This is a genomic window from Streptomyces sp. NPDC059875 (assembly GCF_042731085.1).
GTDB lineage: Bacteria > Actinomycetota > Actinomycetes > Streptomycetales > Streptomycetaceae > Streptomyces.
Genome location: NZ_JBHWJZ010000005.1, coordinates 234912 through 259610, shown reverse-complemented (window position 1 = coordinate 259610; position 24699 = coordinate 234912). Strand labels below are relative to the sequence as shown.

The 24699-nt window shown below is 71.9% G+C and carries 21 protein-coding genes and 3 tRNA genes; 19 read left to right on the top strand and 5 right to left on the bottom strand.

Annotated features, from left to right (window positions below):
* Positions 1–28 precede the first annotated feature (28 nt).
* Positions 29–1468 carry an FGGY family carbohydrate kinase gene (locus ACFV9D_RS08740; protein ID WP_385143004.1) on the bottom strand — a complete coding sequence of 480 codons (1440 nt, stop codon included), beginning with the start codon at positions 1466–1468 and terminating at the stop codon, positions 29–31.
* Positions 1469–1565: 97 nt separating this feature from the next.
* Complete coding sequence (locus ACFV9D_RS08735) at positions 1566–1868, bottom strand: YtxH domain-containing protein (protein WP_385143001.1); 303 nt, start codon at positions 1866–1868, stop codon at positions 1566–1568.
* 169 nt (positions 1869–2037) lie between these two features.
* Here ACFV9D_RS08735 and ACFV9D_RS08730 point away from each other — a divergent pair.
* The 3 genes from ACFV9D_RS08730 (at position 2038) to ACFV9D_RS08720 (ending at position 2440) form a co-directional block, all read left to right on the top strand.
* Positions 2038–2110, top strand: a tRNA-Asn gene (locus ACFV9D_RS08730).
* Between the two features lie 5 nt (positions 2111–2115).
* Positions 2116–2188 (top strand) — tRNA-Asn (locus ACFV9D_RS08725).
* A gap of 175 nt (positions 2189–2363) precedes the next feature.
* Positions 2364–2440, top strand: a tRNA-Ile gene (locus tag ACFV9D_RS08720).
* Between the two features lie 532 nt (positions 2441–2972).
* Here ACFV9D_RS08720 and ACFV9D_RS08715 read toward each other — a convergent pair.
* Both ACFV9D_RS08715 and ACFV9D_RS08710 read right to left on the bottom strand, forming a co-directional pair.
* Positions 2973–3515, bottom strand: a complete 543-nt coding sequence (locus ACFV9D_RS08715) for a DapH/DapD/GlmU-related protein (RefSeq protein ID WP_385142998.1) — start codon at positions 3513–3515, stop codon at positions 2973–2975.
* Positions 3516–3790: 275 nt separating this feature from the next.
* Positions 3791–4204, bottom strand: coding sequence for an erythromycin esterase family protein (locus ACFV9D_RS08710; RefSeq protein ID WP_385142995.1), 414 nt, complete (start codon positions 4202–4204; stop codon positions 3791–3793).
* Between the two features lie 295 nt (positions 4205–4499).
* On the opposite strand from ACFV9D_RS08710, the gene ACFV9D_RS08705 reads away from it, so the two are divergent.
* The 15 genes from ACFV9D_RS08705 to ACFV9D_RS08635 all read left to right on the top strand — a co-directional run bounded on the left by ACFV9D_RS08705 (position 4500) and on the right by ACFV9D_RS08635 (position 23479).
* Entirely contained in the window at positions 4500–4946 is a 447-nt protein-coding gene (locus tag ACFV9D_RS08705; RefSeq protein ID WP_385142992.1) for a hypothetical protein, read from the top strand.
* 77 nt (positions 4947–5023) lie between these two features.
* Entirely contained in the window at positions 5024–5935 is a 912-nt protein-coding gene (locus ACFV9D_RS08700; RefSeq protein ID WP_385142990.1) for a hypothetical protein, read from the top strand.
* Positions 5936–7474: a peptidoglycan-binding protein gene (locus tag ACFV9D_RS08695; protein WP_385142987.1), complete on the top strand. Its 1539-nt coding sequence runs from the start codon at positions 5936–5938 to the stop codon at positions 7472–7474.
* Positions 7471–8184, top strand: coding sequence for an ABC transporter ATP-binding protein (locus tag ACFV9D_RS08690; protein ID WP_385142984.1), 714 nt, complete (start codon positions 7471–7473; stop codon positions 8182–8184). The genes ACFV9D_RS08695 and ACFV9D_RS08690 overlap by 4 nt, the downstream gene beginning before the upstream one ends.
* Positions 8178–9440, top strand: coding sequence for an ABC transporter permease (locus tag ACFV9D_RS08685; RefSeq protein WP_385142981.1), 1263 nt, complete (start codon positions 8178–8180; stop codon positions 9438–9440). Before ACFV9D_RS08690 ends, ACFV9D_RS08685 begins: the two co-directional genes overlap by 7 nt.
* A 393-nt stretch (positions 9441–9833) precedes the next feature.
* On the top strand, positions 9834–10250 hold the full coding sequence (locus tag ACFV9D_RS08680) for a hypothetical protein (RefSeq protein ID WP_385142978.1): 417 nt from the start codon (positions 9834–9836) through the stop codon (positions 10248–10250).
* Complete coding sequence (pstC, locus tag ACFV9D_RS08675; RefSeq protein ID WP_385142975.1) at positions 10247–11263, top strand: phosphate ABC transporter permease subunit PstC; 1017 nt, start codon at positions 10247–10249, stop codon at positions 11261–11263. Before ACFV9D_RS08680 ends, pstC begins: the two co-directional genes overlap by 4 nt.
* The gene (gene pstA / locus ACFV9D_RS08670; protein ID WP_385142972.1) at positions 11260–12558 is read left to right on the top strand and encodes a phosphate ABC transporter permease PstA; all 1299 of its coding nucleotides are present in this window, start codon (positions 11260–11262) and stop codon (positions 12556–12558) included. Before pstC ends, pstA begins: the two co-directional genes overlap by 4 nt.
* A gap of 138 nt (positions 12559–12696) precedes the next feature.
* Complete coding sequence (locus tag ACFV9D_RS08665; protein ID WP_385142969.1) at positions 12697–14433, top strand: phosphate ABC transporter substrate-binding protein PstS; 1737 nt, start codon at positions 12697–12699, stop codon at positions 14431–14433.
* Entirely contained in the window at positions 14430–17033 is a 2604-nt protein-coding gene (locus ACFV9D_RS08660) for a hypothetical protein (RefSeq protein ID WP_385142967.1), read from the top strand. Before ACFV9D_RS08665 ends, ACFV9D_RS08660 begins: the two co-directional genes overlap by 4 nt.
* 95 nt (positions 17034–17128) lie before the next feature.
* On the top strand, positions 17129–18124 hold the full coding sequence (locus ACFV9D_RS08655) for a substrate-binding domain-containing protein (RefSeq protein WP_385142964.1): 996 nt from the start codon (positions 17129–17131) through the stop codon (positions 18122–18124).
* A 13-nt stretch (positions 18125–18137) separates the two neighbouring features.
* The gene (locus tag ACFV9D_RS08650) at positions 18138–19712 is read left to right on the top strand and encodes an Ig-like domain repeat protein (protein WP_385142962.1); all 1575 of its coding nucleotides are present in this window, start codon (positions 18138–18140) and stop codon (positions 19710–19712) included.
* 91 nt (positions 19713–19803) lie between these two features.
* Entirely contained in the window at positions 19804–21753 is a 1950-nt protein-coding gene (locus ACFV9D_RS08645) for a WxL protein peptidoglycan domain-containing protein (protein ID WP_385142959.1), read from the top strand.
* Positions 21754–21770: 17 nt separating this feature from the next.
* Positions 21771–22694: a sortase gene (locus ACFV9D_RS08640; RefSeq protein WP_385142956.1), complete on the top strand. Its 924-nt coding sequence runs from the start codon at positions 21771–21773 to the stop codon at positions 22692–22694.
* Between the two features lie 8 nt (positions 22695–22702).
* Positions 22703–23479: a phosphate ABC transporter ATP-binding protein gene (locus ACFV9D_RS08635; protein WP_385142954.1), complete on the top strand. Its 777-nt coding sequence runs from the start codon at positions 22703–22705 to the stop codon at positions 23477–23479.
* Between the two features lie 96 nt (positions 23480–23575).
* Here ACFV9D_RS08635 and ACFV9D_RS08630 read toward each other — a convergent pair whose 3' ends face one another.
* The gene (locus ACFV9D_RS08630) at positions 23576–23992 is read right to left on the bottom strand and encodes an organic hydroperoxide resistance protein (RefSeq protein WP_352190772.1); all 417 of its coding nucleotides are present in this window, start codon (positions 23990–23992) and stop codon (positions 23576–23578) included.
* A gap of 106 nt (positions 23993–24098) precedes the next feature.
* On the opposite strand from ACFV9D_RS08630, the gene ACFV9D_RS08625 reads away from it, so the two are divergent.
* Complete coding sequence (locus tag ACFV9D_RS08625; RefSeq protein WP_385142951.1) at positions 24099–24590, top strand: MarR family winged helix-turn-helix transcriptional regulator; 492 nt, start codon at positions 24099–24101, stop codon at positions 24588–24590.
* Positions 24591–24699: the final 109 nt, after the last annotated feature.

Below are 24699 nucleotides of genomic sequence, written 5' to 3'. Positions count from 1 at the left end.
ACTCCGCTGCCGGCGGAACCCGTTGCCGCTACGCGCCGAACGCGCCCGGGTGGATCTGCTCCCGCGTGGCCACGTACTGCTGCCGTACGGCCTGGCCCACCGCCAGCTCGTCGCCCGGCTCGAAGACCTGGGCGGCTGCGCCCTGCCAGGCCGGGGGAGCGGTCGGCGAGAGCTTGCCCTGCGAGACACCGAGCGCCCACGCGGCCTGTCGGGCGGCGCCGAGCGCCGCGTAGTCCGCCGGCTGCGGTACGACGACCTGCGCGCCGAAGATCGCCGGCGCGATCGCCTGGACCGCGGGCAGCTCGGCCGCGGCGCCCAGCAGGAACACCCGGCGCACCTCGACCCCGCGTCCGCGCAGCACGTCCATCGCGTCGGTGAGCGAGCAGAGCATCCCTTCGAACGAGGCCCGCGCGAGGTGCTCGGGCTTCATCGACTCGCGGCGCAGTCCGCTGAGCGTGCCGGCGGTGTGCGGCAGCTGCGGGGTGCGCTCGCCCTCCAGATAGGGCAGGAGGACCAGTCCGGAGGCGCCCGGCGTCGACTTCAGCGCGAGCGCCGACAGCTCCTCCAGGCTCTCCACACCGAGCATCTCGGCGGTGCCGCGCAGCGCCCGCACCGCGTTGGCGGTGTGCACGACGGGCAGATGCATGCCGGTCGCGTCGGCGAACGAGGTGATCAGACCCTGCGGGTCGGCGAGCGCCTCGTGGTGCACGGCCATCACGGAGCCGGAGGCACCGAGGGAGACGACGGCGTCGCCGGGGCCGAGGCCCAGCCCGAGCGCGGCGGCCATGGTCTCGCCGGTACCGGCGGAGATCAGCAGCCCCTCGGGCGTGGTCCCGGCGGCGTCGGCGGGGCCGAGCACCTCGGGGAGGACGGCCTGGTGACCGAGCGCCAGCTCGACGAGGTCGGGGCGGTAGGCGCCGGCGCCGGCCGACCAGTAGCCGGTGGCCGAGGCGGCGCCGCGGTCGGTGGTGCGGCGCGCGGGCCGGCCGAGCAGCTGCCAGACCAGCCAGTCGTGCGGCTGCAGGAGCATCGCGACGCGCTGGGCGTTCTCCGGCTCGGAGCGGGCCAGCCAGCGCAGCTTGGCGATCGGCTGCCCGGACTGGGGCACGGACCCGACGGCCTCGGCCCAGGCCTGCCGTCCGCCGAACGCCTCGACGAGGTCGGCGGCGGCCACCTGCGCCCGCTTGTCGTTGCCGACCATCGCGGGCCGCACCAGAGCGCCCTGCGGGTCGAGCGGTACGAGCCCGTGCTGCTGGGCCGAGACCCCGATGGCCTGCACCCCTTCGAGCAGCCCGCCGCCCGCGGCCTCGCCGAGCGAGAGCAGCCAGGCCTGCGGGTCGACGTCGGAGGCCTTCGGCTCACCGGGATGCGGGGCATACCCCTGCCGCAGTACGGCACCCGTGTCCGCGTCGCAGACGACGATGCGTGTGAACCCAGCAGAGCTGTCCAAGCCGGCGACTATCCCCATGACAGGAGATTCTGCCGCACGCGGGGGAGTAGGTGGAGCGCGTGCGGGGTAGGAGACGCGTTTTCGAGCGTGGGGAGCCGGGCGGGGACCGCGCGGCTCAGGTGTTACTCACACCCCAGTCGTCCTCGGTGACCTGGCCGTTGTGGTGGCGCAGGGCGTGGATCCGGTCGGTGACCGACGCGGGCAGCTTGTCGCCGACCTTGTCGCTCACCGCGTGGAACGCCCTTCCGGCCACGTCGCGCCCGGTGTGGGCCGCGGACTCGGCCGCGTTGCGCACCGCCGGGTTCCGGCTGAAGTCCTTCGCGGACTTCTTCATCTGCTCGTAGCGCTCGCGCCCGGCGCGCGTGCCGATGACGTAACCGAGGGCCAGCCCCACGACGAACGTCAGCTTGTACCGCACGGCGGCACCACCCTTCCCTTGAGCTTCCCTGTTGCCTCACTGGTGCCCACGAGCGCCCGCGGCATACCGATTGGCGGAGCACCCCCCTGCTTGCGCTAATGTATGTGTCGCAGCGAGCGCGCGCCGCCCGGGGACACCCGAGGTGGATCCGTTCGGTGCAACGCAGCAATCCCCTGTAGCTCAATTGGCAGAGCAGCCGGCTGTTAACCGGCAGGTTACTGGTTCGAGTCCAGTCGGGGGAGCGCGATCCCCTGTAGCTCAATTGGCAGAGCATTCGGCTGTTAACCGGAGGGTTGCTGGTTCGAGTCCAGCCGGGGGAGCAAGCGAAAGAGGACCCTGAGGGGTCCTTTTTCTTTGGTCCGGGAACCATGCGCGACGCTGCACAGTCCTCTTGGTCGAGCAGCGCGCAGCAGTGCCGACCATCCGGAGCAGGAGATCGTATGAGCGGCTATGCTGCGGCAGACGGCGCGCACACATGTACGCGCCACACCGTTAGGGGCGGTAGCTCAGCCGGTTAGAGCAGCGGACTCATAATCCGTCGGCCGTGGGTTCGAGTCCCACCCGCCCCACCAGCTCATGGTGAAGCAGAATCGTTCTGACCAGGCACTTTCCCTGGTCGGACGATTCGCCTCCGTGATCGCGACGGCGTTCGACCAGGCGCTTTTACCCAGTGTGTGGACGGCGTGTGTGGACGCGCGGTCCGACACGCCCAAGTCACTCGGATGACGCATCCACAACGACGCCTGACGTCGGTGTGAGACGACCCACAACGCAGCAGGCCTTCGGCGATCACTTCGGCGAGGGAGCGGGCATCCTCGACCCCCAGGACTCCCACCGTGCCACGTCCATTCCTGTGCCGGGCTTCTGCAGTCCCGTCATCGGTGCGGGGGAGGGGCACGATGACGCGCAGGCCACCCTCGGCGCGGGCGTGGAGGTCCAGGGCGTCGCAGTGCGCCTCGGCGATGGCCGCGACGATGAAGAGGCCGAGGCCGTTGCCCCCGCCGGTGCCGGTCCGGTCGGCGCCGAGGCGGCGGAAGGGCCGCGCGAGCTCCGCCACCAGGCCGTTGACCCGCAGTCGGGCTCGGCGTGGCCCCGAAGAGGCCGTCACCACTTTCGTTGCACGGTTGCCTTACTGCCGGTCACCAGGCTTGCCGGCGGAACGTCATCGGCCACGACCGCGCCGGCGGCGATCACGGCGTCACGGCCAATGCTGACGCCGGGCAGGATCGTGGCACCGGCACCGATCCACACGTTCTCCGCGACGTCGATGGGCGCCCCGGTGAGGTACAGCCGCCGCTCCTCGGGATCGACCGGGTGGCCGCTGGTGATGAACGTGACCTTCGGTCCGATCATCACGCGCTCGCCGAGCCGGATGCCGGCGTAGTCCAGGAACGTGCAGTTCTGGTTGATGAAGACCCGCTCGGCGAGGTCGAGGTTCAGGCCATGGTCCGTGTAGAAGGGCGGATAGATCGTGACTCTCGGCGGCAGCGGCTTGCCGAGGATCTGTTCGTACAGTTCCGCCTTGCCCGCTTCGTCTTCGAAAGGCAGGACGTTCAGGCGGGAGGTGAGCTCGGTGACCCGCAGGACCCTCTCGGCCATGGCCTGGAACTCGGCGCTGTGGATGCGCATGAGACGGCCGCTGGACATGCCACGCTCCTTTCTGCGTACCGGTGACTGAACAAGACTCACCGGATGATCAAAGTCAAGGGGGTGTCGACGGAGACGAAAACGAGGGCCTCCAAGATCGTTTTGTGACGAACGACCTGGACGCCCTCGCGACGGCACTCTAGGTGAACGCCGACGACTTGCTGAAGGCGTCTCCGCATCTGGCGCCGTGGCGCCCGGCCGGTGGGCCGAGTACGGGAGCCAAGATCATCTCATTGCCCCTTTGACCCCTACCTCGGTCATGCCCCCTGGTCGGGTCAGCGACGGCGGCTGGCTTCGACTCGGTGCAGGTGGATGAGGATGTCGTAGGACCGGCTGAGAGCGGTGCCCGGGTCGTCGGTCGACCAGTACAGGCCGTAGGAGCGGGTGGGGCGAGCCGTGTCGAGCGAGGTGAGGGCCGCCGCGGGCGCGGTGCGCAGGTCGATGCTGAAGTCGCGGTAGCGGACCTTGTCGAGGGTGTTCTCGTTGTGGCCTTCCGGGGCGGGAGTGACGGCGTAGGTCTTGGGCTGCTGCGCGGTGTAGTCGGGCAGCGCGTTGATGGTGCCCTCGTTGAGGTCAGGCCGATGTTGACGTAGTCGTCGCCGAGCCGGCGACGCAGGAACGCGCCGGTGGGCTTCGAGGGGGGCGACGATCGGCGCGGCGTCGTGCGGCAGGTCAATGATGAGGTGCAAAAAGCGTCACCAAGCAACTCGTTCCGGGGTGAAACGCCGGGATAAAACGACCTTTAAGTGGTCGCCCCTGGACTGGTTGATCCGTCAAAGGGGCTTGGCGGATCAACAGAGGACCGACGGGTAGCACGCAAGATCGTTTTCAATCCACTGAAGATCGGTTAGCCTTCGACCTCTACACCTGATGTGCACACAACATGCACATCGGCGGGGGGTGTGTGATGTGGCGCCGCATTGCGTTTATCCCTCGCCGTTCACCGGCCGTTATTTCGGCATGGATCGAGAACGAGGAACCCTCATGATTCGACGTATTTCGGCGATGCTGCTTGCCGTGGCATCGCTGTTCGGTGTGGGAGTCGTCACGGCCGCGCCCACGCAGGCCGCCTCATGTACCCCCGACAACGCCTGTCTCTACTCGGACGCCGACTTCGGCGGATACAAGCGGGACGACTACAGCTCCCGTCACAACTGGGAAATCATCTACTACCCCGGAACCCCCGACATCCCGCTCTACCGGGGTGACGGCTACCTCTTCAACGTCAGCTCCATCGACAACTGGGACACGGACACCAGGATCTCGGTGTACTACAACTCCCAGCACTTCGGGCCCTGCTTCAAGATCGCGGCCTACGGCTACGTGTCCAACATGGCGTACATCAACCTCAGCAACGGCAAGACCGCCAACGACGTGATGAACTCGCACCTCTTCGGCAACAACTGCTCGGGGACCGTCTACAACTTCTGATCGCCGCCTCATGACCGCGGTGGGGCGGAGGCCAAGTCCGCCCCACCGCAGCACATCCACTCTATCCAGGGGTTCCCTTGCGTTACGCACGTCTTGTCATCGCCGCCGGGGTCGGCACGCTGCTGCTCACCGGGTGCGCGGAGGGCGCCCCGGAAGGCGTCGGTGCCGACGGTGGCGGTGGCGGTTCCGTGGCCCGGGAGGTCGTCACGGAGGCCGACATCGTCCTCCCGGTGTCCGCCTATTTCTTCACCCCCGAGCAGCAGGCGCTGGTGGACACCGCGCACTCCACCCTGGCTTCCGACTGCATGAAGCGGTTCGGGTTCGACTGGCCGGCCACGAAGGCCGAGCCCGTCAAGGTCGTGAGCCGTCGGTACGGCGTGGTCGGCGAGAAGGTCGCCGCCGAGCACGGCTATCACATGATCCCGTCGGAGGGCGGCGACGAGCACGCCGCCGGCGCGGCGTCCGGCGGGGCCAAGCTTCCGCCCGAGGCGTACATGGTCTACGGCGCCAAGGGCGGCAAGGCGGGCTCGGGCGGCACGTACCAGGGCAAGGACATCCCCGAGGGCGGCTGCATCGGGGAGGCCGCCCGCAAGCTGGGGCTCGACAAGGTGCAGAACCCCAAAAGGGGCAAGATCGGACTGCTCAGCATCGACTTCTCCTCCTTCGGGCAGGCCCAGAGGATGCCGGAATTCATCAAAGCGCAGGACGAATGGGTGTCCTGCATGAAGAAGGCCGGATATCAGCACACCGCTTTCCTGCAGCCCGGCGAAAAGTACGCGCTCCAGGGGAATTCTGCGTCGCCGCAGGAGAAGGCCGTGGCCAAGGTCGATGTGAAGTGCAAGCAGGACGCAAAACTCGCCACCGTGCTGCTCCGCCTCGAAACGCAGATCCAGAACGACTACATCGAGCAGAACGCCGCCGGTTTCGCCGAGATCAAGAAGGATCAGGCCGCGGTCATCAAGTCGGCCAACGAGGCATTGGCGAACTGAATGCAGAACGACGAACAGCCCTCCGTGGACGCGGCCGAGGCAGCCCGTGGTCACGGGGGTGACGGTGTACGGATCAGGCGCCGCTGGCTCGCCCTGATCGCGGTGGGCGCGGTCGCGCTCACCGGGGCGGGCTTCGGGGCCTCCCTGCTGATCAAGTCGCCCGCCCAGGCGGCGGCGGACTCCCGGCCCCCCGCACCGTCCGTGATCACCGCGCCGGTCGAGTACCGGACGCTGGCCTCCTCGATGATCATTCGCGGCACCGTGGTCGCCGGCCAGAGCGTGGAGATCACCCCCGGCGGCGCGGCCGAGGGAGGCAGCCCCACGGTCTCCAAGCTGCCGCTGAAGGCAGGAGACCAGGTACGCGCGGGTCGGCTGCTGGTCGAGATCTCCGGCCGTCCGGTGATCGCGCTCCAGGGCACCGTTCCGCTCTATCGCGACCTCAAGCCCGGTGCCCAGGGCAGTGACGTGGGCCAGCTCCAGGACGCGCTCCAGCGGCTCGGGCACTCCACCTCCCCCGACAACCGGGGGCGTTTCGGCGAGGGCACGAAGTCGGCGGTCACCGCGCTCTACGACGCGCTCGGGTACGAACCCGTCCCAGTCGGCGGCGCCGAGGGCTCGGCCACCGTCACCTCGGCCGAAGCGCAGGTGACCTCGGCCGAACGAGCTCTGGACGACGCCGAGGACGCACTGAAGACCGCCGAGGCCGGCTCCGGCTCCCGCTCGGGCTCCGGCAGCTCCGGAACGGGCTCGGGCAAGACGGCCGGCTCGACCGCGGGAACGGTCGGGGAGGCGGATGCCGGCGGCCGCGGTCCGGAGGGCCTGCGCAAGGCTGTCACACGTGCCCGGGAGGACCTGGCCACCGCGCGCGAGGGCCTCGTCGCCGCCCGGGCGGCCGCGGGCCCCATGGTCCCGTCCGGCGAGGTCGCGTTCCTGGAGAGCTTCCCGGCGCGGGTGCAGGACCTCCCGGTACGGCTCGGCGCGAAGGTGCAGGGGGCCGTGATGACCGTCGCCGCGGGCCCCCTGGTGGTGCACGGTTACGTGCCCGACCACCAGAAGGGCCTGATCAGGGCGGGCCAGAAGGCGGAGATCCTCTCCGAGATCAACGGCGCCACCGCCACGGCCTCCGTACGGTCCATCGCCACCACCCGCACGACGCCGCGTCCCGAGGGCGACACGCAGGACGGACAGCCGGCCGGTGGGCAGGCCGACGCGGACGGCTATCTGATGACTCTGGCGCCGGGCCGGCCGCTCGAGGCCGAATGGACCGGGCAGAACGTCCGCCTGACCGTCCTGGCCGCCACAACCGGCGGCAAGGTCCTGGTCGTACCCGTCACGGCGGTGTCGGCCGGCGCCGACGGCTCCACCGCGGTCACCGTGCTCGAGGACGACGGCAGGGAGCGCCGGGTCCGGGTGAAGCCCGGTACCACCGGCGACGGCCATGTCGAGGTCATCCCCCTGGACAGCGGGTCCCTCGGCGAGGGCGACCGGGTGGTGACCGGCGTCCGGGCCGACGCCGCCGCGCAGGGAGGCACCGGATGACCGCGTCCCCGACCCCGTCCGAGCCGCCCGTCATCGAATTCCGGCAGGTCGGCCTCACCTATCCGGGGCCGCCGCCCGTGGAGGCGTTCCGCCCCAGCGACCTCACGGTCCGCAGGGGCGAGTTCATCACCGTCGTCGGCCCCTCCGGATCGGGCAAGTCCACGTTCCTGAACATCGCCGGACTCCTCGACACCCCCACGACGGGCAGCTTTCTCCTCGACGGCATCGACACCGGCCGGCTCAGGGACACCGAGCGCACCGCATTGCGCGGCCGCCGTATCGGGTTCGTCTTCCAGGCCTTCCACCTGCTGCCGCACCGCAGCGCCCGCGAGAACGTCGAACTCGCCATGGTCTACAGCGGCGCCCCGCGCCGCGAGCGCCCCCAGCGGGCCCGCGAGGCGCTGGACCGGGTCGGCCTCGGCCACCGGACCGACGCACTGCCCACCCGGATGTCCGGCGGCGAACGCCAGCGGGTGGCCATCGCGCGGGCCCTGGTCGCCCGGCCCTCGCTGCTCCTGTGCGACGAGCCGACGGGAAACCTCGACACCGGCAACGCCGAGGCGGTGCTCCAGCTGCTGGAGGCCCTCAATGCCGAGGGCATCACGATCGTCCTCATCACGCACGACCTGGCCGTGGCCGACCGCGGGCGGCGGACGGTCACCATCCGGGACGGCATTCTGAGCGAGAGCGAGCAGGCACACGCATGCTGAGCCGGAACCGAAAGGCACGGAAGGCCGCGCCCCCGCACGGAATCGGGCGCTCCGCGTTCGCGCCACGGGACCTGTTGGCCGAGGCGTTGGCCGGGATGCTGCAGCGCCCCGCCCGCTCCGCGCTCACCATGCTCGGCACCGTCCTGGGTGTCGGTGCCTTCGTCGCCGTACTGGGCCTCACCGCCACCGCCTCCTCGCAGATCGACTCCCGCTTCAACGTGCTCTCCGCGACCGAGGTGACGGTCGAGGACATCGCCCGCGAACAGAACGAGTTCGCCGACGCGGCGTTCCCGGACGACGCCTCGGACCGCGTCGAGCGGCTCAACGGGGTGCGGCACGCCGGCGTGCTGTGGACGGTGCAGCCCCGACGCAACCCCGCCGAACTCGCCGTCACCGCCGCCCCGGTGGGCGACACCGGAGGGGAAACCCTCAACGTGGTGGCCGCCGCCCCCGGTGCCCTGCGCGCGGCCGAGCCCCGGCTCTCCCAGGGCAGGCTGTACGACGACTTCCACACCGACACCCGTCAGCGCGTCACCGTGATCAGCTCGGGCATCGCCGCACGGCTGGGGATCACCACGCTGGAGACCAAGCCGGCGATCTTCATCGGGGGGCAGCCGTTCACCGTCACCGGCATCGTCGAGGACGTCCAGCGCCAGCCGGACGTGCTGCTCTCGGTTCTCGTACCGCAGACCACCGCGGTTGAACTGTGGGGGCGGCCGACCGCGGGCGCCAGGATGCTCGTCGCCACCGATCTGGGCGCGGCCCGTCAAGTGGCCGGGGAGGCCCCCACGGCGTTGCGCCCCGACCACCCGGAGTACTTCAAGGCGGTGCCGCCGCCCGACCCGAAGAGCCTGCGGACCTCGGTGACCTCCGACCTCGAACAGCTGTTTCTGCTGCTCGCCGGGGTGTGCCTGGTCATCGGAGCGGTCGGGATCGCCAACACCACCCTGGTAGCGGTCCTGGAGCGCACCGGGGAGATCGGCCTGCGCCGTGCCCTCGGCGCGCAGAGGCGGCATGTCACCGCCCAGTTCCTCGCCGAGTCGGGCACGCTGGGCGCGTTCGGTGGACTCATCGGTACGGCCATCGGCACGCTGGCCGTCCTGGTGGTGGCGCTGATCAGGGACTGGACGCCGGTCATGCACCCGGTGACCCTGGCCACCGCCCCGCTCATCGGTCTGGCGACCGGAGTCGTGGCCGGGATCTATCCCGCCCGGCGTGCGTCCTCCGTGCAACCGGCCGAAGCCCTGCGCGGCTGACCCGCCCCGGGCGATCCTGGAAGCCGTCCCCGCACCGCCGGCCCGGTCCGGCCTCTGGGAGCCACCCCACACCCCGCCGCCGAGCGGCCCCCGTGGCCGGATGACATCTCCGGCGCGGTGCTCTCGGAGCGCCTCCTTCCGAATGTCGCATCTGCCTCACCGCCGTACATCCACGGATCGAGGGCCCGCACCCTCTGCGACACCTCCCGAGGACTTCTACTCCTCGTTCATGGTTTCTCCGTCTCTGCTTCACCGGTCCGTGGAGCGCCCAGCGCCCAGCGCCGTGATTGTCATGCGCGCAGCCACGGCCGCGTCGTCGATTGTCGGCCACGCGTGGGTTCCGGGCGGAGGGGGCGTTCCGTGTCTCGGCCACGGTTTCTGTTTGTCTCATGGGTGGATGTCGAAAGACGCCAGGCCCCGCACGCGTGGACGCCCGGCGGTGCCGACGCGGAAGCCGTGACCTGGCGGCTCGTCGGCGCCAACAACCACGAACTCGGGCGCGGCCCCGACCTCCACGCCGGCCACTCCGCCTGCTGCGCCGCCGTCGTCGGGCTGCGTGACGGGCTCGACCGCACAGTCCCCCTGGTGTCCATGGCCGCCACCACCGGAGCCTGGACCTGGCAACTCGCCCTGGACGAGCGCTGCGTCGCCGTCGCCGCCCGCAGCTACCGGCGCCAGCGCGAGTGCCGTCACAGCCTCCAGCTCTTCCTCACGGCCGCCGCCCAGGGAGAGGTGGCCGCGGGCGTGACGCACACCCGGCGGCTGCGCGGCCTGCGGCTGCCCGACGCCGTCCGGGGGAACGCCTCGTGAGCACCGCCACCACGGCCACCGCGGACACGACGGACACGGACGTGCCGCGCGCCAGGTCCAAGGCCGGGGACCCCGCCGACCGGCTGTTCCGCGGCGGTGCCCGCGGCGCCGGCGCCGTCGTCCTGGTCACCATGACGCTGGTCGGCGTCTTCCTCGGCGTCCGCGCGGCCCAGGCCCTCGGCGACGCCGGCGGGTCGTTCGTGACCACCGCCGCCTGGGAACCCGATTCCCACCGCTTCGGCATCGCGGCCGTCCTGCCCGGCACGCTGCTGATCGGCATCACCGCGATCGCCTTCGCCGTGCCGCTCGCCCTCGGCACCTCCCTCTACATCACCGAGTACGCGCCCCGCCGGCTGCGCCGGACCCTGGTCAGCCTCGTCGACCTGATGGCCGCCGTCCCCAGCGTGGTCTACGGCCTGTGGGGGTTCTTCTTCCTCCAGCCGCACATCACCGGCCTCGCCCGCTGGATCTCCACGTACTTCGGCTGGATCCCGATCTTCACGGTGGACGGCGCCGATCCGCGCGACCCGCTCGCACCCGCCACCGTCTACACCTCCTCCACCTTCATCGCCGGGATCGTCGTGGCGCTGATGGTCACCCCGATCGCCTGCTCGGTGATGCGCGAGGCGTTCGCGCAGGCCCCGCCCGGCGAGCGCGAGGGGGCCTTCGCGCTCGGCGCGAGCCAGTGGGGTGTCATCCGCACGGTCGTCCTGCCCTTCGGCAAGGGCGGCATCATCGGCGGGACCATGCTGGGGCTCGGCCGGGCCCTCGGCGAGACCATCGCCGTCGTCATGATCATCTCGCCGGTCTTCTTCTTCCAGCCGCACATCCTGGAGAACGGCGCCAACTCCGTCTCCGCGCTGATCGCCCTGCGCTACGGAGCCGCCAGCCCGCTCGGCATGTCCGCGTTGATGGCGGCCGGCCTGTCGCTGTTCCTGATGACCCTCGTCGTCAACTTCATCGCGTCCTCCGTGGTCGCGCGCAGCCGGTCCGGAACGGGAGCCGAGGCATGACCCCGACCACCGCCGACACCGCGACCCTCACGGTCACGCCCGATGTCGTCCCCGACGGTCCCGGCGCGCCCGCCGAGGCCCGCCGCGCCACCTCCACGCTGCACGCCCGGGACGTCTTCGCCCTGGTCGGTTCGGGCGCCGCGGCCGTGGCCACGACCGCCGTGATCTTCGGCCGGGTGCTGCCCTTCGACGCCCCGCTCGGCTTCACCGTCGTCGCCTACCTCGCCTTCATGGCGCTGTACGCCGTCCTGGTCTCCCTCGACGAGAACGGGGCGACGGTCCGCGCCCGGCTCGCCCAGACCATGGTCCACGCCCTGGCGGCGCTGCTGCTCGCGGCGCTGCTGTTCATCGTGGGCTACGCCCTGTGGCGCGGCCGCGAGGCGCTGCCGCACCTGAACTTCTTCACCGAGGACATGTCCGGCACCGGACCCCTCCAGCCGATCACCGAGGGCGGCATGCTGCACGCCATCGTCGGTACCCTCCAGCAGATCGGCATCTCCCTGCTGATCACGGTGCCGCTCGGGCTGGCCTGCGCGGTCTTCCTCAACGAGGTGCCCGGCCGTTACGCACGGTTCGTGCGCACCATCGTGGAGGCGATGACCGCGCTGCCGTCCATCGTGGCCGGCCTGTTCATCTACGCCACCGCCATCCTCGCCCTCGGCCTCGACAAGTCCGGCTTCGCCGCCTCCCTCGCGCTCTCGGTGATGATGCTGCCGATCATCATCCGGGCCGCGGACGTGGTCATCCGGCTCGTGCCCGGTTCGCTCCGGGAGGCCTCGTACGCGCTGGGCGCCGGGCAGTGGCGCACCGTGTGGACGGTGGTGCTGCCCACCGCCCGCTCGGGCCTGACCACCGCCGTGATCCTCGGCACCGCGCGCGGCATCGGCGAGACGTCCCCGGTGCTGCTGACCTCGGGCGCCGCGACCGGTCTCAACCTCGACCCGTTCGACGGGCCGCAGACCTCGCTGCCGCTCGCCACGTTCACCCTCGTCGCCTCGCCCGAGAAGACCATGATCACCCGCGGCTTCGGCTGCGCGGCCCTGCTGATGGCGCTGGTCCTGCTGCTCTTCCTGCTGGCCCGCGTCATCGGCGGGCGCGGCCCCGGTCAGCTCAGCCGCGGCCAGCAGCGCCGCCGGGCCGCCGCCTCGCTGAAGGACCTGGAGCGGATGGGGTCCCGCCCCGCGAAGCCGACCTGGCCACCGGGCGCGGTGCTCCCGGCGCCCAGGGGCCCGGCCGAGCCGGGTCCGGCCGGCGCCGGACCGACGGACGCGGCGCCGCCGCCCCCGGTCGACTGACGGTCCGTCGCCCCTCTCACCGCACACCCGCACCCGTACGGCCCGCGGCCGCCGGCGAGCGACCCGCCCCCCCCGTGCGACCGCACGCCGCACGACCCGCACGACCCGTACGACCCGCCACCGATCAGGAGACCCTCGATGTCCGGACGCCCCCCGGCGCTCCCCGCGCGCGTGCTGCGGCGCACCCTGGCCGTGCTCGTCACCGCCCTCGCGCTCGTGGTGCCCGGTGCGCTGCCCGCCGCCGCCGAAAGCTACGTACCGGTCTCCGGCGCGGGCTCCACCTGGAGCCAGAACGCCCTCGACCAGTGGCGGGCCAACGTCAAGCAGTACGGGATGACGGTCAACTACAACGGCACCGGCTCCTCCGACGGGCGCAACCAGTTCCGCAACGGCACCGTCGACTTCGCCGTCTCGGAGATCCCGTACGGCATCAACGACTCCGGCGTCGCCGACCCGCCGCCCTCGCGGAAGTTCAGCTACATGCCGATCGTCGCGGGCGGCACGGCCTTCATGTACAACCTGAAGATCGGCAACCGCCGGGTGACCAATCTGCGGCTCTCCGGCGAGAACGTCGCCAAGATCTTCACCGGCGCCGTCACGATGTGGAACGACCCGGCCCTCAAGGCCGACAACCCCGGTCTCGCCGCGAGCCTCCCCGCCCGCCGGATCGTCCCCGTGGTCCGCTCCGACGGCTCGGGTACGACGGCCCAGCTGACCACCTGGCTGAGCAAGAAGCACGCCGGCCTGTGGGACGCGTACTGCGGCCGGGCGGGCCGCCGCACCCCCTGCGGGCCCACCTCCAACTTCCCCGTCATCGGCGGCAAGGGCTTCGTCGGCCAGTCCGGCTCCAACGGCGTCTCCGGCTACGTCGCCCAGGACGGCAACCAGGGCACGATCACCTACGTCGAGTACTCGTACGCGGTCTCCACCACCGGCTTCCCGGTGGCCAAGATCCTCAACGAGAAGGGCTACTACACGGAGCCCACCGCCCAGAACGTGGCGGTCTCGCTCACCAAGGCGGGCATCAACCCCGACCTCACCCAGCGCCTCGACGAGGTCTACAACAGCACCGACGCGCGCACGTACCCGCTCTCCAGCTACAGCTACATGATCGTCCCGACGGCGGCGGAGTCGAACTTCAACCCGCAGAAGGGCAAGTCGCTCGGGGCGTTCGCCTACTACTTCCTGTGCCAGGGACAGCAGTCGGTGGACCGGCTCGGCTACTCGCCGCTGCCCATCAACCTGGTCCAGGCGGGCCTGACGCAGGTCCGCCGGATCCCCGGCGTGGCCGCCGAGACCATCGACATCAAGAAGTGCAAGAACCCGACGTTCTCCAGCGACGGCACCAACACCCTCGCCAAGACCGCGCCGTACCCGCCCGCCTGTGACCTCAAGGGCGCCACCCAGTGCGACACCGGCACCGGCGGCAACAAGACCCCCACCAAGACGGGCGGTTCCTCCGGCGGTTCGAGCGGTTCCGGCGGTTCCGGCGGCAGCGGAGGTGCGAGCGGCGGGGGGTCCGGCGGTACGGCGGCGGGCGGCGCGACCGGCGGAGCCACGGGCGGCTCCGGCTCCGGCGGCGCCGGCACGGCGGGCGCGGGCGGAGCCGGCACGACCGCCGGCTCGGGCGCGGCCACCGGGGGCGCGCTCGACCCCGACACCGGCCAGCCCATCGCCGCGGGCGACGCGGGCGGCTCCGGCGGGGGCGGCGGCGAGCTGTACGGCGTCCCCGTGACCACGGCCGCCGGCCTGGGTGGAGGGCTCCAGACCACCCTGATGGTCGTCGGCGCCCTGCTGTTCTTCGGTATCACCGTGGGTCCGCCGCTGCTGCACCGGCGCCTGGCCGCCCGCCGCGCGGGGGAGGAGTCCCGATGACCGGCGACCGCACCCGAACTCGTACCGCGATGCGTACCGGCACCGGCACCGGCGCCCGTGCCCGGCTGCGCGCGCTGCTGGGCACCCTCTGCCTCGCTCTCGTCCCCGTCGTCGCGACCGTCGGCACGGGCCTGGACCCGGCCGCCGCACCCGCGTACGCCGCCACCGGCGACGGCTCGCAGACGACCGTCTCCGGCACCGGCCCGTTCGCCGACCTGAAGATCACCGTCAGCCAGACCCGCAACCTCGTCAACCAGGTCGTCAGGATCACCTGGACCGGCGGCGCGCCCACCGTCTCCGACACCGCGTACGCCGCCAACTACCTCCAGATCATGCAGTGCTGGGGCGACAGGAACGGCCCGGGAACCGACCAGTGCCAGTTCGGCGGCTCCTCCGCCCTCGGCGCGGGAGCCGGCAACCAGGCCGCCGGGGCGTACACCAACAGCCGGCAGCTCAACTACGGCGCCCACCTCAAGGACTCCGAGAACCAGCCGCTGCCGCCTCCCAGCCCGAGCGGCATCTCGTACGCGCCGTTCCGCTCGGTCACCGGCGACGACGTCAGCCCCGGCAACTGGAACGAGTTCTTCGACGTCAACAGCACCAACGAGATCCCGTACGCCCGCACCAACGCCCGCGGCACCGGCGAGGTCTACTTCGAGGCCCAGACCGGTGTCGAGGCCCCCGGCCTCGGCTGCGGTGCCGCGATCGAGGAGCAGGGCGAGGTCACCGGCCGCGGCTGCTGGCTGGTGATCGTGCCGCGCGGCACCACCGAGGTCGACGGCTCCGCGTACACCGCCCAGTCCAGCGGCCAGCTCCAGTCCTCCCCGCTCAGCCCGGCCAACTGGAAGCACCGCATCACCGTCCCGCTCGGCTTCGAGCCCATCGGCAGCCACTGCCCGATCGGCGCGGAGGAACGCGGCACGCTGGGCAGCGAGATGGCCGCCGAGGCCGTCACCCGCTGGCAGCCCGCCCTCTGCCAGAGCGGCGCCAAGGCCCTCTACGGCTACGCCCAGGTCCCCGACGAGACCGCCCGCGTCAAGCTGCTCTCGGGCAAGCCCGGCCTGGTCTTCGTCGGCCGCGCCGCCCAGATCACCACCCCGCGCGAGATCCACCGCAAGCCCGTCTACGCCCCGGTGGCGCTCTCCGGCATCACCATCGGCTACTTCATCGAGAGCCAGGCGTCCTTCCGGGCCCCCGAAGAGGTCAAGCAGCGCAACGGCACCCGGATGGCGAGCCTGCGGCTGACCCCGCGGCTGGTCGCCAAGCTCCTGACGGAGTCCTACCGCGACGGCGTCTCCCGCTTCGCCGACAGCGTCGCGAAGAACCCCGAGAACCTCGGCCGCGACCCGGAGTTCATCCGCCACAACCCCGACTACGCCGACCTGGAGTTCGGCGGCAAGCTCGGCGACGCCCTCGTCCCGCAACCGCTCGCCGACACCACCCGGCAGCTGTGGGAGTGGGTGGCCCAGGACCCGGCCGCCGCGGAGTTCCTGAAGGGGACCCCCGACAACGAGGGCGCCCACGGGGACCGCGGGAACTCCGGCATGAAGGTCAACCCGCACTACAAGAACATCGCCCTGCCGCTGGACACCTTCCCCAAGAGCGACCCGTACTGCCAGCCCTTCGACGACCGGCCCGACTTCCCGCTCTGCATCCAGGACAAGCACCCCTACGCCACCGACATGCACTCCGCGGCGCGCGCCGCCGGCCGCGGCGACACCCTGGCCCGTACCTCCTGGGACGCCACCGCCACCCCGCCCGCGTACAAGAAGGACCCGCCGCAGCCGGCCGGCCAGCGGGCCGTGCTCGCCGTGACCGACACCGCGACCGCCGAGCGGTACGGCCTGATGCGCGCCGAACTGCTCAACGCGGCCGGCCGGTTCACCGCCCCCGACGCGGCCTCCCTGACCGCCGCCGCGAACGCCCGCAAGCAGAGCCTGGACGGGGTCAGCCTGCCCGACCCGGGCGCCAAGGACCCGGCCGCCTACCCGCTCACCGTCCTCACCTACGCCGCCACCGTGCCGGCCGACCTCACCGCCGCCGAGGGCCGCGACTACGGAACCCTCCTGACGTACGCGGCCGGCGCCGGCCAGACCCCGGGCGTCGCCGCCGGCACCCTGCCGCACGGCTACGCGCCGCTGCCGCAGGCGCTGCGCGCGCAGACCCGGCAGGTGGCGCACCAGGTGACGACGCTGGCGGGCAGGACCCCGTCGACGTCCACGCCCACGCCCCCTCCGGGGGCGGGTGACGCCGGCACGTCCGGTGACGGCGGTGCCGGCGGTTCCACCGGCACGAGCGGTGGGTCCGGTACGGGATCGAGTACGGGCTCCGGTGGCGCGGCGGCCGCGGGCGGTACGCAGTCCGCCACGAGCCCGAGCCCCAGCCGGGCCGCGGTGCCACCGACGACCGGGAAGCCCTCCCCGGGCGCGCCCGCCGCCACGGCGCTGGGCGCGCCGACACCCGGCTGGGCCGTCGGCTTCGTCCGGAACGTGCTGCTCGTCTGTCTGATCGTCGGCGCGCTCGCGGCCTTCGCGGGCCCGCTGCTGCCGAGGTACCTGCCGCGCCTGCTGGCGGCCGCACGCCACCGCGTAAGGAGGTGATGCCCGAAAGCGTCTGATTCGTCCGCGCCAACGGAAGTCCTGCACACGCGCCCCGGGCACCACCCGGAGCGCAGCCTAGCTGAGGAGAACCCCCAGTGAACAAGAAGAAGACCGGCTTCGCGCTCGCCGTGGCGGCGATCGCGGTCGTCACCGTCGGCGGTGGCCTCGCCTCCGCCGACCCGGCCGGCCCTCCGCAGTACCGCCAGCTCTCCGGCGTCGGCTCCGACACCACCCAGGACGTCATGAACGGCCTCGCCGACGTCGTCATGGTGAACGGGCAGAAGGTCATCGGCTCGTACGACGCCACGGGGTCCGCGAACATCACCACCAAGAACCCGGCGACCAACCCCAACTGCACCATCGCCCGCCCCAACGGCTCCGGCGCAGGGCGGTCCGCGCTGCTGAACTCCCTCCAGGCGGGCAACGGGTGCCTCGACTTCTCCCGTTCCTCCTCGCTGAGCCTGGGGGCGGCCAACCCCGGCCTGACCTACGTGCCGTTCGCGATCGACGGCGTCAGCTACGCCATCACCCCCGGCTCGTCGATCCCGCGCAAGTTGACGCTGAACGACCTGAAGGCCATCTACCACTGCGACCCGAACTACGTGGGCGCCGGGCCGAACTACGACATGACGGTCTACCTGCCGCAGGCCGGCTCCGGAACGCGCTCCTTCTGGCAGTCGCAGATGGGCATCACCGAGGCCGACGTGGTCGCGGGCGTCTACCCCTGCATCAAGGACAAGAAGGGCACCGCCCCGGTCCAGGAGCACGACGGCCGGGTCCTCGACGACAAGTCGATCGTGCCGTTCTCTATCGCGCAGTACCAGTCGCAGTCCTCGCAGACCATCGCCGACCTGCGCGGTCGCGCCATCCTCGGCACGGTCGACGGCCTGTCGCCGACGGTCCTGAACAGCGGCTTCGGCGTGAAGCGCGATGTCTACAACGTCATCCCGACCAGCAAGGTCGGCACCTCGCCCTGGAGCGACGTCTTCGTCGGCCCGAACTCCGGGATCTGCAAGCAGACCGCCGTGATCAACACCTACGGCTTCGCGACCAACCCGAACTGCGGCGACACCACCAAGCAGACCCCCTGATCTGGAGCTTGACGTGCTGAAGAACAGAATCTCCCGGGCCCTGGCCCTCGGTGTCGCGGCCGTCACCACCGCCTTCGCGGCGGGCCTGGCCACCGCGGGCGCCGCGTACGCCGCGCCGATCGGCACCCTCGACATCACCCCCGCCACCGGCGCCGACACCAGTGGCGTCTCCTTCACCACCTCGGGCGCCTGCCCGTCGAACGCCACCAACGTGCTGGTGAAGGTGGAGGGTTCCGGCTTCCCGGCCGGCGGCCTCAACGTGGTCGGCAACTCGCCGATCACCACCTACCCCACGGCGGGCAACGGCGGCATGGTCATCCCGCTGACGTCCACCATGCGCGACTACGCCTCCCAGGCGGGCTTCACCACCCTCCAGGGCAAGTACGACTTCACGGTCATCTGCCGGACCGCGTTCAACGGCACCAGCCTCGGTGACTTCACCGGCGCGATCTGGTTCACCTCCAACACCACCTACCAGGCCAACGACCCGGCGGTGAAGACGGACACCAGCACCTCGCTCGCCGTCACCCCGGCCGGTCCGGCCCAGGTCGGCACCGCGGTCACCCTGACCGCCACCGTCACCCCCTCCGGCGCCGCCGGCACCGTGCAGTTCAAGGACGGCTCCGCCGACCTCGGCACCCCGGTCACCGTGACCGGCGGCACCGCGGCGCTGACCACGAGCAACCTGACGGCCGGCACGCACGCGCTGACCGCCGTGTTCACCCCGTCCAACGCCTCGTACAACGGCTCCACCTCGACGGCCGTCTCCTACGAGGTCCAGCCCGCCGCGGCCACCCAGACCACCACGGCCCTCGCGGTCTCCCCGGCGGCGAGCACGCCGCAGTACAGCCCGGTCACCCTGACCGGCACGGTCGCCCCGGCGAGCGCGGCGGGCTCGATCCGGTTCACCGACACCGTCGGTGGTACCACCACCCCGCTCGGCACGGTCCCGGTCGGCAACGGCACCGCCGTCCTCACGACCTCCAGCCTGCCGGCCGGACCGCACTCCTTCACCGCCGTCTTCATCCCGGCCGACCCGGCCCGGTACACCGGCTCGGACTCCGCCGCCATCCCGTACACGATCGGCGCGTTCGCCGGAGTGACCGCCTCCGAGACCATCACCACCACCGTCAACGCCGGCGCCCTCGTCATCAGCGTCGACAACCCGCAGGTCACCCTCCCCTCGCCGGTCCTCAACAACGACGGCGACCTGCTCACCACCGCCGGCGCCCTCAGCCCGGTGACCCTGACCGACACCCGCGCCGGCAACCCCGGCTGGACCGTGAGCGGCCAGGTCGGTGACTTCTCCGACGGAGCCACCCACACCATCAACGGCCAGAACCTCGGATGGTCCCCGAAGGTCGTCGACAAGGCGCCCGCACAGACCGTCACCGCCGGCTCCGCCGTCCCGGCGGCGTCCGGCGCGGCCCCCGGCGACGCGGGCACCGCGGGCCTGAAGGCCGCGCGCACGCTGGCCAACGGCACCGGGCTCGGCACCGCCCACGTCGGCGCCGACCTGGCCCTCAACGTGCCGACCTCCACGGCGGCCGGCACGTACACCGCCACGCTCACCCTCACCGCCATCTGATCCAGGCGTGAGTTCCGGGGCGGAGCCGCGCCGCGTACGGCCCACCGCGCGCCCGGGGTTCCGCCCCGCCCCTGACTTCTGGAGAACCGTCATGACCGTTTCCCGTCTCCTCCAACGGGCCGGCGCCGTCGGCCTGTTGCTGCTCGTCCTTGTGGCACTGCTGCCGACCGGACCGGCCCTCGCCGCCGACGACAAGAAGAAGGCCGTCTTCGGCGTGCAGCCCGCCGGCCCCAGGAAGCCCGACCAGCGGCCCCACTTCTCGTACGGGGTCACCGGCGGCGCCGGCATCCGCGACCAGATCGCCCTGTGGAACTACGGCTCCGAGCCGCTCACCCTCGCCGTCTACGCGAGCGACGCCGTCAACACCGTCGACGGTGGCTTCGACCTGCTCGCCGCGAACAAGAAGCCGATCGACACGGGCAGTTGGATCACACTGGCGAGGAACAAGGTGACGGTGCCGCCCAAGGGCAACGTCATCGTCCCCTTCACCATGACGGTGCCCCGCAACGTCACCCCCGGCGACCACACCGGAGGCATCGTCGCCTCGCTCTCCGGGACCGGCAAGGACGCCCAGGGCAACCAGGTCCGGCTCGACCAGCGGGTGGGTGCCCGCGTCTACGTACGGGTGGCGGGCGCGATCAAGCCCGAGCTCACCGTGGAGAACGTCCGCGCCGAGTACCACGGCACCCTCAACCCCTTCGGGTCCGGCTCGGCCACCGTCACGTACACCGTCCGCAACAGCGGCAACGTCCGGCTCGGCGCCCGCCAGGCCGTGCGCGTCAACGGTGTGTTCGGCTCCTCGATCACCGCCAAGGGCGTCCGTGACCTGGGCGAACTGCTGCCAGGCAACTCGCTGACCGTCACCGCCGAGGCGGACGGCGTGCTGCCGCTGGTGCGGGCCTCGGCCGTCGTCTCCGTGCAGCCGGTCGCCACGCGGGACGGCGTCGACCCCCGGCTGCCCTCGCTGACCCGCACGGTCTCGCTCTGGGCGGTGCCCTGGACGCTGCTCGCCCTGCTGTTCCTGATCGTCGCGGGCGTCCTGTGGCGGCGGCGCCGGCGGCGCTCGGACCGTCGGGCGGCGCAGGCCGGAGCGGGCTGGGCTCCGAAGAACACTCCCGAGACCCCTGAGACCCCCGACAAGGAGCTCATCGTGCAGTTCACTCGCCTCTCCCGGCGGACCGCGGCCGGTGCGGCCGCCGCCGCGGCGGTGGTCCTCGCCGGCGTCGGCGTCCTCACGGTGCCGACGGCCTCGGCCGCCCCGCTGGGCACGGCGAAGGTCAACCCGGGCCAGGGCACCGACGACACCAGCATCGACCTGACCACCTCGGCCGCCTGCCCGGCGCCCGCCACCAACATCCTGGTGAAGGTGACCGGCAAGGGCTTCCCCGCCGAGGGCAAGAACGTCGTCGGCAACTCGCCGCTCACCACCTACCCGCAGGACCCGGGCGGCACCGGCTTCATCGTGCCGCTGACCATGACCATGCGGGACTACGCCAACGAGGCGGGGTTCACCACCCTGGAGGGGCGGTACGACCTGACGGTCGTGTGCCGCAAGGCGTTCGGCACCGAGACCTTCGGCGAGTTCACCGGGACCATCTGGTTCACCTCGAACACCGTCTACCAGGACACCGACCCGGCCGGCCCGAACCCCACGGGCACGCCGTCCGGTACTCCCTCCGGCACCCCGTCCGGCACTCCGTCGGCCACGGCGACCGCGACCCCGACCGACACCGCCTCGCCCACCGGCTCGGCGTCGCCCTCGCCGAGCACGACCGCGACCGGCGGCGACACGGTCGGCGTCTCCACCAGCATCCCGCCCAGCACGTCGCCCTCGACCACCGACCCGGCGTCCTCCGCCGCGGGCGGGGCCGGCGGCTCGTCCACCTCCGGCGGCTCCGGTGGCGGCAACGGCGGGGGACTGGCCGACACCGGCTCCGACCCCGTCGTGCTCGGCCTGCTCAGCGCCGTCCTCGTGGTCAGCGGTGCGCTCGCCGTCCGGTGGGCCCGCCGGCGCGGACTGATCACCTTCGGCAACAACTGACGTACGGAGCACATGCGATGACAGCCACCTCCACCCCGGTGGACGTGCGTCCCGCCCCCGCCGGGCCGGGGAAGCCCCAAGCCTCCCCGGCCCCGGCCGGGCCCGCACCCCGCACCAGCCCGCTGTGGGCCTTCGGCGGGGCCCTGGCCATCCTCGGCGCGCTGCTCCTCGGCTTCGTCGCCGAGGTCGGCCCGCTCGGCCACCTCCGCCACGAGCGGGACCTCCGCGTCGGCTACGCGGACGTCCGCGGCACGCTCGCCAACGCCACCACCCCCATCGGCGCGACCACCGAACCGGGCACCCCCATGGCGCTGCTGACCATTCCTCAGCTGGGCCTGAAGGAGGTCGTCCGGGAGGGCACCACCGCGGAGGTGCTGGCCTCCGGCCCCGGGCACCGTCGCGACACCGTGCTGCCCGGCCAGGCCGGCAACAGCATCGTGATGGGCCGCCGGGCGGGGTACGGGGGCCCGTTCGCGCACCTCGCGGGGTTGCAGACCGGTGAGACCTTCCAGGTCACCACCGGTCAGGGCGAGCACATCTACCGGGTGCGCGGAGTCCGGCGCGCGGGCGACCCGCAGCCGCCCGCCCTGCAGCCCGGCACGGGCCGGCTCACCCTGATGACCGCGACCGGCTCCCCGTACCGGCCGACCGGGGTCCTCCAGGTCGACGCGGACCTGATCTCGGAGCCGCAGCCGGGCGCCGTCCCCGCCTTCCGCTTCGGCCGGGTCCCGGCCGACGAACTCCCGCTCGCGGGGCAGCCCTCGTCCTGGATCCCGCTGGTCCTGTGGTCGCAGGCGCTGCTGCTCGCCGCCGCCGGTCTCGTCTGGGCGCGGTCCCGCGTGCCGCGCGCGCACGTCTGGCTGGTCGGCTTCCCGGTCCTCGTCGCGCTGGCCCTCACGGCCGGCGACCAGGCGGCCCTCCTCCTTCCCAACCTCCTGTAAGGACAGCCGTGGCTTCCCACCTGGACGCACGTTCCATCTCCGCCTGGTTCGGGACCCGCAAGGTCCTCAACCGCGTCTCCCTGACCATGCCGGCCGGCCGGGTCACGGCGCTCATCGGCCCCTCGGGCTGCGGCAAGTCGACGTTCCTGCGCATCCTGAACCGGATGCACGAGCTGATCCCGGGCGCCGAGCTGGCCGGCGAGGTGCTCCTGGACGGCGACGACATCTACGCGCGCGGGCGCCGGCTCACCGAGGCCCGCCACCGCATCGGCATGGTCTTCCAGAAGCCGAACCCGTTCCCCGCGATGTCGGTGTACGACAACGTCACCGCCGGCCTGAAGCTGACCGGGACCCGGGTCGCCGCGAGCGACCGGGACGACCTGGTGGAGGAGTGCCTGACCCGGGCCGGCCTGTGGAAGGAGGTCCGCGACCGACTGCGCCAGCCCGGCGGCGCGCTCTCCGGTGGTCAGCAGCAGCGGTTGTGCATCGCCCGCTCGCTGGCGGTCCGGCCGCGCATCCTGCTGATGGACGAGCCGTGCTCGGCCCTCGATCCCACCTCGACGCGGCGTGTCGAGGAGACCATCCGGGACCTGGCGGACGAGGTCACCATCGTGATCGTGACGCACAACATGCAGCAGGCGGCCCGCGTCTCCGACCAGTGCGCGTTCTTCCTCGCCGAGCAGGCCACCCCCGGCGTGATCGTCGAGCACGGCCCGACGGAGGCGATGTTCGGCAGCCCCCGCGACCAGCGCACCGCGGACTACGTCGAGGGCCGCTTCGGCTGACCGGCGCGCCGGCGGAAGCACCGAACGGCGGAACACACCGAGGGCCCGTACGCGTCCCCTGACGCGTACGGGCCCTCGACGGTGTGTGCGGGCCGACTACTCGACGACGAGCTCGACCTGGATGTTGCCGCGGGTGGCCTTGGAGTACGGGCAGAACGCGTGGGTCTTCTCGAGCAGCTCACGGCCCGGCTCGCCCTGGAGGTGGTCGGGGAACTCGGCGCGCATGACGACCGCGAGTCCGAAGCCGCCGTCCGTCTCGTCCTTGCCGATGGAGACCTCGGCGGTGATCGAGGCGTCCGCGATGTCGATCTTCTCCTGGCGGGCGACCAGGCCCATGGCGCTCGCGAAGCAGGCCGCGTAGCCGGCGGCGAAGAGCTGCTCAGGGTTGGTGCCCTGGCCGTTGCCGCCGAGGGCCTGGGGGTGGGCGAGGGGGAGGTCGATGTGGCCGTCGGAGCTGACGGCACGGCCTTCGCGGCCGTTGGCGGTGGCGACGGCGGTGTAGATCGCGTTCATGGGTCCTCGTTTCCGTGCTCGGTCGGGGTCTGAGATAGACAGTAGCGTGCAATTCAGTTGTGCACAACTTAATGGCTCGCGATGAGGTGTCCCGTACTCTGGAGCCATGGAAACGCTCGACACGACCAGGGACGAGGACTTCCTCCGGCTGGACCGCCAGATCTGCTTCTCGCTGCACGCCGCGACCCGCGCCTTCAACGGCGTCTACCGCGAGGCGCTCAAGGAGCTCGGGCTCACCTACCCCCAGTACCTGGTGATGCTGGTGCTCTGGGAGCACGGCGAGCTGCCCGTGAAGGGGATCGGGGAGCGGCTGCGGCTGGACTCGGGCACGCTGTCCCCGCTGCTCAAGCGGCTGGAGGCGGCCGGCTACGTCGAGCGGCGACGCAGCGCGGAGGACGAGCGGTCGGTGACCGCGCGACCCACCGCGGAAGGGGCGGCGCTGCGGGAGAAGGCCCTCGGCGTACCCAGGCGGATCGCCGCCGCGACCGGGATGGAGCTGGAGGAGATCCGCAGCCTGCGGGCCCGGCTCGACGAACTGTCCGCCCGGCTCGACAGCGCCGACCCGGACGACCTGAGCGCCTGCGGGACGACGGACTGAGCACCTGCGGGTAGCGGCACGGACGAAGGGCCTGTCCTGCAGGTAGCGGCACGCACGAAGGGCCTGTCCTGCGGATTCCGTCGGGCATGCGCCGCCCGGCAGAGTCCGC

Coding starts and splice junctions, on each gene's coding strand:
- ACFV9D_RS08740 (WP_385143004.1), bottom strand. CDS start 1,468: ATGGGGATAGTCGCCGGCTTGGACAGCTCTGCTGGGTTCACACGCATC.
- ACFV9D_RS08715 (WP_385142998.1), bottom strand. CDS start 3,515: ATGTCCAGCGGCCGTCTCATGCGCATCCACAGCGCCGAGTTCCAGGCC.
- ACFV9D_RS08705 (WP_385142992.1), top strand. CDS start 4,500: ATGATTCGACGTATTTCGGCGATGCTGCTTGCCGTGGCATCGCTGTTC.
- ACFV9D_RS08695 (WP_385142987.1), top strand. CDS start 5,936: ATGCAGAACGACGAACAGCCCTCCGTGGACGCGGCCGAGGCAGCCCGT.
- ACFV9D_RS08690 (WP_385142984.1), top strand. CDS start 7,471: ATGACCGCGTCCCCGACCCCGTCCGAGCCGCCCGTCATCGAATTCCGG.
- ACFV9D_RS08685 (WP_385142981.1), top strand. CDS start 8,178: ATGCTGAGCCGGAACCGAAAGGCACGGAAGGCCGCGCCCCCGCACGGA.
- pstA (WP_385142972.1), top strand. CDS start 11,260: ATGACCCCGACCACCGCCGACACCGCGACCCTCACGGTCACGCCCGAT.
- ACFV9D_RS08665 (WP_385142969.1), top strand. CDS start 12,697: ATGTCCGGACGCCCCCCGGCGCTCCCCGCGCGCGTGCTGCGGCGCACC.
- ACFV9D_RS08660 (WP_385142967.1), top strand. CDS start 14,430: ATGACCGGCGACCGCACCCGAACTCGTACCGCGATGCGTACCGGCACC.
- ACFV9D_RS08645 (WP_385142959.1), top strand. CDS start 19,804: ATGACCGTTTCCCGTCTCCTCCAACGGGCCGGCGCCGTCGGCCTGTTG.
- ACFV9D_RS08640 (WP_385142956.1), top strand. CDS start 21,771: ATGACAGCCACCTCCACCCCGGTGGACGTGCGTCCCGCCCCCGCCGGG.
- ACFV9D_RS08630 (WP_352190772.1), bottom strand. CDS start 23,992: ATGAACGCGATCTACACCGCCGTCGCCACCGCCAACGGCCGCGAAGGC.
- ACFV9D_RS08625 (WP_385142951.1), top strand. CDS start 24,099: ATGGAAACGCTCGACACGACCAGGGACGAGGACTTCCTCCGGCTGGAC.